The organism is Pseudomonas sp. EGD-AK9, assembly GCF_000465935.2.
Lineage (GTDB): Bacteria > Pseudomonadota > Gammaproteobacteria > Pseudomonadales > Pseudomonadaceae > Aquipseudomonas.
Map to the genome: position 1 here is coordinate 1 of NZ_AVOF01000506.1, position 1687 is coordinate 1687.

At 65.0% G+C, this 1687-nt stretch carries 2 protein-coding genes; both read left to right on the forward strand.

The features are described 5' to 3' along the window. Positions 1 to 1177, forward strand: a 1177-nt coding sequence (locus N878_RS19600; RefSeq protein ID WP_021445255.1) for a chemotaxis protein CheA, incomplete at its 5' end; no start/stop codon positions are given. Between the two features lie 42 nt (positions 1178 to 1219). After that, positions 1220 to 1687 (forward strand): response regulator (locus N878_RS19605; protein WP_021445256.1); only part of this gene is annotated, 468 nt, incomplete at its 3' end.

Below are 1687 nucleotides of genomic sequence, written 5' to 3' on the forward strand. Positions count from 1 at the left end.
GGCCAGCGAGGCGGAAACCACGGTGCGGGTCGATACCGCGCGCCTGGACGAGATCATGAACATGGTCGGCGAGCTGGTGCTGGTGCGTAACCGCCTGGTGCGCCTGGGCCTCAACAGCGGCGACGAGGCCATGTCCAAGGCGGTGTCCAACCTCGACGTGGTCACCGCCGACCTGCAGACCGCGGTGATGAAGACCCGCATGCAGCCGATCAAGAAGGTCTTCGGTCGCTTCCCGCGCCTGGTGCGCGACCTGGCGCGCAACCTGAAGAAGGAAATCAACCTCGAGCTGGTGGGCGAGGAAACCGACCTCGACAAGAACCTGGTCGAGGCCCTGGCCGACCCGCTGGTGCACCTGGTGCGCAACGCCGTCGATCACGGCGTGGAGACCCCGGAAGAACGCGAGAAGGCTGGCAAGCCGCGCGGCGGGCGGGTGGTGCTGTCCGCCGAGCAGGAGGGCGACCACATCCTCTTGTCGATCACCGACGACGGCAAGGGCATGGACGCCGACGTGCTGCGCGCCAAGGCGGTGGAGAAGGGCCTGCTGGACAAGGATGCAGCCGACCGCCTGAACGAGTTCGAGTGCTACAACCTGATCTTCGCCCCGGGTTTCTCGACCAAGACCGAGATTTCCGACGTGTCCGGCCGCGGCGTCGGCATGGACGTGGTCAAGACCAAGATTTCCCAGCTCAACGGCACGGTCAACGTGTTCTCGCAGAAGGGGGCGGGCTCGAAGATCATCATCAAGGTGCCGCTGACCCTGGCGATCATGCCGACCTTGATGGTGATGCTGGAGAACCAGGCCTTCGCCTTCCCGCTGGTCAACGTCAACGAGATTTTCCACCTCGACCTGTCGCGCACCAACGTGGTCGACGGCCAGGAGGTGGTGATCGTCCGCGACAAGGCGCTGCCGCTGTTCTACCTCAAGCGCTGGCTGGTGCCGCAGGCCTTCCACGAGGGCCAACGCGAGGGCCATGTGGTGATCCTCACCGTGGGCAGCCAGCGCATCGGCTTCGTCGTCGACCAGCTGGTGGGCCAGGAAGAGGTGGTGATCAAGCCGCTGGGCAAGATGCTCCAGGGCACCCCGGGCATGTCCGGCGCCACGATCACCGGCGACGGGCGCATCGCCCTGATTCTCGACGTACCGAGCATGCTCAAGCGCTACGCTCGACGTTTCTGATGGTTGCGGCGTCGGTCGGTCCGGCGCCGTTTAGGAGTGTGTATGGCAGTCAAGGTTTTGGTGGTGGACGACTCCGGCTTCTTCCGCCGGCGCGTTTCGGAAATTCTGTCTGCCGACCCCAATATCCAGGTGGTGGGCACGGCCACCAATGGCCGCGAGGCCATCGACCAGGCGCTGGCGCTCAAGCCCGACGTGATCACCATGGATTACGAGATGCCGATGATGGACGGCATCACCGCGGTGCGGAACATCATGCAGCGCTGTCCGACGCCGGTGCTGATGTTTTCCTCGCTGACCCACGAAGGCGCTCGCGTCACCCTCGACGCCCTGGACGCCGGTGCGGTGGATTTTTTGCCGAAGAATTTCGAGGACATCTCGCGCAACCCGGAGAAGGTCAAGCAGCTGCTGTGCGAGAAGGTGCACAGCATTGCGCGCAGCAATCGCCGTTTTAGTTCGGCCGCGGTCGCTCCGGCGCCGGCTACGGCCAGCCCTGTGCCCGCGCCGGGCAGC